General features: G+C 48.8%; 4 protein-coding genes. 2 read left to right on the plus strand and 2 right to left on the minus strand.

Annotated elements, in window-relative coordinates:
• The first annotated feature begins 205 nt into the window (after positions 1-205).
• A complete protein-coding gene (locus GXO76_08485) occupies positions 206-859 on the plus strand; it encodes a glutaredoxin (GenBank protein ID NOY77891.1) in 654 nt (217 codons plus the stop codon).
• Positions 860-889: 30 nt separating this feature from the next.
• Positions 890-1,858, plus strand: a complete 969-nt coding sequence (gene trxB / locus GXO76_08490; protein ID NOY77892.1) for a thioredoxin-disulfide reductase — start codon at positions 890-892, stop codon at positions 1,856-1,858.
• A 169-nt stretch (positions 1,859-2,027) separates the two neighbouring features.
• Here trxB and merA read toward each other — a convergent pair whose 3' ends face one another.
• Both merA and GXO76_08500 read right to left on the minus strand, forming a co-directional pair.
• The gene (gene merA, locus GXO76_08495; protein NOY77893.1) at positions 2,028-3,668 is read right to left on the minus strand and encodes a mercury(II) reductase; all 1,641 of its coding nucleotides are present in this window, start codon (positions 3,666-3,668) and stop codon (positions 2,028-2,030) included.
• Between the two features lie 50 nt (positions 3,669-3,718).
• Positions 3,719-3,928, minus strand: coding sequence for a mercury transporter (locus tag GXO76_08500; GenBank protein ID NOY77894.1), 210 nt, complete (start codon positions 3,926-3,928; stop codon positions 3,719-3,721).
• Positions 3,929-4,059 lie beyond the last annotated feature (131 nt).

The raw sequence follows: 4,059 nt of genomic DNA on the forward strand, positions 1-4,059 counted from the left end.
GAATTTTTGCCGAATTTGTCCCCATTCTGCTGAGGGGTGTTTTTCTGTGCCATTAATAACAAGAGGTTAGAAAAAATCTTTTCTATCCTGCCCGGTTCTTTCCAAAATTAAACTTGCATTCATATATAAAATATCTTATATTTAAATTCCTTTAAAATCGAGACAACTAATTATTAATTTAAACAATTAAATGGAGGTCGTTCTCATGGGTTTATTGAAAGATGAGGATAAAAAAGCCATTCAGGGTATTTTCGAACAATTGAAAGACCCTGTGACAATCGTACATTTTACGCAAGAACTCAATTGTGATTATTGCCCGGAAACGAAGCAATTGCTTCTCGAAGTGGCGGACTTGAGTGACAAGATCAATGTGGAAGTGTACAATGTGCAAACGGATAAAGAAAAAGTGGCGGAATATGAAATTGACAGCCTTTCGGGATTGGTACCGGCCACGGTGATTCGAAACGAAAAAGATTACGGCATTCGCTATTACGGCATTCCGGCCGGCTATGAATTCGCGTCCATTCTGGAAGACATCGTCGATGTGTCCAATCACCACATTGATCTGGAAGCCTCCGTGTTGCAAAAGGTTCAGGCCATCGACAAACCTGTTGACATCTGGGTTTTTGTGACAACGTCCTGTCCGTATTGTCCCCGTGCCGTCCGAACGGCGCACAAGTTTGCCATGGCCAACGATAACATCCGCGGCATTATGATCGAAGCCAATGAATATCCGCAGCTTTCCATGCAATATTCTGTTCAGGCTGTACCGAAAATCGTTATCAATAAAAGCCATTCGTTTGAAGGCGCTTTTCCCGAACCGCAATTTGTGGATGAAGTTCTGAAGGCATTGGAATAGGACCCAATCTAAAAAAGGAGTGGAGCGAAAATGTCTGAGTTCTCATTTCACATAGGGCAGGAAGACCAACTAACGGAAAAGACTTACGACGTGGTGGTTCTGGGGGCAGGCCCTGCCGGATTAACGGCTGCCATCTACACGGGACGAGGCAAATTAAAAACACTGGTGGTTGAAAAGGAAGCCATTGGTGGCGAAGCCGCCTCAACGGATTGGATAGACAACTACCCCGGTTTTCCCGAGGGTGTGGGCGGTGTTGATTTGGCCGAAAAAATGGAAAAGCAGGCCAAACGCTTTGGCGCCACCGTTTTGTACGGGGATGTCCGGGATCTGGATCTGAAATCCCAGCCCAAAACCATGCTTGTCAATGGTGAAAAGGTGACGGCTAAAGCCGTAATTCTGGCAACCGGAACCCATCCGAAGGAATTGGGTGTTCCCGGTGAAAAGGAATTGAAAGGGCGAGGAGTGTCCTATTGTGCCACCTGCGATGCCCCGTTTTTTAAGGATAAAAATATCGCCGTCATTGGCGGCGGGAATTCAGGATTGCAGGAAAGTCTGTTTTTGCTAAAGTACGTTAAATCAATTAAAATTATAGAGTTCTTGCCGCATTTGACGGCAGAACCCATCTTGCAGGACCGCGTACTGGAAAACAAAAATGTGGAGGCATTTCCCCATCACCGTCTGGTGAGTATTAACGGCAAAGACAAAGTGGAGTCCATTACCGTTGAAAATCGTTCCACCAACGAAAAATTTGATATGAAGGTTGACGGTGTGTTTGTGTATGTGGGATTGGAGCCGAATACGGAGTTCTTGAAGGATCAGGTCAAACTCAACGACTGGGGTTACATTGAGGTCACACCCGACATGGAAACAAATCTCCCGGGTGTTTTTGCGGCCGGCGATGTGCGTGATACGCTGGTTCGCCAGGTGGCCACAGCCGTTGGAGACGGAGCTCATGCTGCCGTGATCGCCAATAAATTCATCGAAGATCTGGAAGAATAATTCTGGTCCAAAAATAACAGTGAGTCCTGCCAAAACGCCCGGTCCTTTCTCTGGATCGGGCGTTTTTGGGTGGGTCTGAATAAGGGGCATCCCGTTGTGACCGTGCCCGGATGAGTGAGAGGGCGCATGACTCGCTTTTGTTTTTCGAATCCGGAGCAAGGAAAAACATTTAGGTTGCGCAGCAACTGAGCGTTTTGATGTCCTTTGTGAATCCAATGGCCGCCAGCTTGATTCCTTCAGACAGGGTCAGATACGGATGAAACATATCCTTTAGCTGCTCAACGGTAATTCCCCACTTAATGGCCATGGCCACTTCCATGAGCAATTCCGCTCCTCCCGGCGCCAGAATTCGGGCCCCCACCAATTGATTGGTTTGTTTGTTGCGAATCAGGCGGATAAATCCCCGCATATCGCGCGCAGCGATGGAATGCGGAACGTATTTTAGAGGAAGTGTTACACTTTCTGCATCAATTCCTTGGGCCTGTGCCTGTGGTTCATTCAGTCCCACACCGGCAACCTGAGGGTCTGTGAAAATGACCCAGGGAAGCGCCCGGTAGTCGGCTGCTTGTTTTTCGCCTGAAAGAATGTTGTCCACCGCCAGTTTTCCCTCGTAGGCTGCCGTGTAGACAAACATGAACCCTCCAATAACGTCACCCGCAGCGAAAATGCCCGGTACCGTGCTTTCGAGATACTCATTGACGTGAACCGCACCCGACGGCGTCACGTCCACTCCGACCTTCTCCAATCCCAGCCCTTCCGTGTTGGGCTTGCGACCGGTTGCCACCAACAGATGCGTCCCGTGGATCTGTGTGTGCTGCTTGTTGTAATCCATATCAAGGTAAATCTCTTTTCCCTTTTGGTAGATGCGCTCCGTGCGGGCGTTCGTCATAAATTGAATCCCTTCTTCCGCCAGGTAGCCCTTTAATTCCTCTGTAAGATCGTGAGTTTCTGTTGGCAATATCTGTGGCAGCAGTTCCACAACCGTCACACGGCTTCCAAGACGGGCAAATAGCTGAGCCGTTTCAATCCCAATGTAGTTTCCACCGAGAACAATCAGGTGTTCCGGAAGCGTCTCCAGTTCAAATGCAGATGCGTTGGTTAAATAGGGCACGTCGTCCAGGCCCGGAATGGGGGGGATTCTGGGAGAAGCGCCCGTAGCCAAGATGATGGCGTCGGCTGAAAGCGTTTTCCCATTCACACGTACCGTTGTCGGAGAAACGATCTGGCCCCTTCCCTCAATAAGCTCAACGTCTTCCATGTTTGCAATAACGTTGGTGTATTTTTCCTGACGTAAATCCAAAACCATTTCGCGCTTTTGCTGAATCACATCTGCAAAGGAAGATAAACGGCCCTCCTTGGTAATCCCCGGGAATCGGCTTTTTTGCGAGCGGTGCAGCTCTTCGGCTGCGCGAATAAGATTCTTCGAGGGGACACACCCTACGTTCACGCAGGTTCCGCCAATTGGCAGCCCCGCATTAATCATGGTTACATGGGATCCCAGCTCGTGGGCCCGAAGCGCGGCCGCAAAGGCGGCAGACCCTCCCCCGATAATGATGACCTGTTTCGGCCGATTGTTCGGCTCTCCGATTTCCTTGATATTTTTGGCACGGTAGGGGCCAATCTCGTTGATTCGCCGGGCGATTTCATGCGGATCAATTTTTCCCGGATCAAACGAGACACGTGCCCGGCGATCGGTAAACCCCACCTTTTTTTCAATCACTCCGGGTAGTTTCAACGCTTTTTCGATGGTTCGTGCACAATCCTCGCACGTCATGCCCTCAATGTCGATTTGAATCGTTTTCTGTTTCATGGGATTACTCCTCTTGGTTTTCGTGATTTCTTCAGGAAATCGCGGTGTTCTTACTCAATCCGTTCTTTGTCAGAACCAGCGATAACCTGTGAAGGATATCCCGCGTTTGTTGTCGCCCGAATCAATTCCTTGACAGTTATTCGGTTGGAATCGTAAATGACAAAGGCCTCTTTCTCTTCAAAATTCACCCGTGCCTTGATTACTCCATTAACGGACATCAGACTTTTGCGAACGGTAATCGGACAAAGGGAACATGTCATATTTGAAACACTCAGAGTAACGGACCGAAGCGCCGCCGGTTGGCTCAGATGTTGCCCCAAACGTTCAGATGAAGCGCCCTGGGTGATTTGAATAATTTTTGGTGTGGCCAGCAGAAGTCCAATCAATACGG

This window comes from Calditrichota bacterium (assembly GCA_013151735.1).
Taxonomy (GTDB): Bacteria; Zhuqueibacterota; JdFR-76; order JdFR-76; family BMS3Abin05; genus BMS3Abin05.

Excerpts from the sequence above, each read along its gene's own strand:
- GXO76_08500 (NOY77894.1), bottom strand. The coding sequence starts at position 3,928 with ATGACATGTTCCCTTTGTCCGATTACCGTTCGCAAAAGTCTGATGTCC.
- merA (NOY77893.1), bottom strand. The coding sequence starts at position 3,668 with ATGAAACAGAAAACGATTCAAATCGACATTGAGGGCATGACGTGCGAG.
- GXO76_08485 (NOY77891.1), top strand. The coding sequence starts at position 206 with ATGGGTTTATTGAAAGATGAGGATAAAAAAGCCATTCAGGGTATTTTC.
- trxB (NOY77892.1), top strand. The coding sequence starts at position 890 with ATGTCTGAGTTCTCATTTCACATAGGGCAGGAAGACCAACTAACGGAA.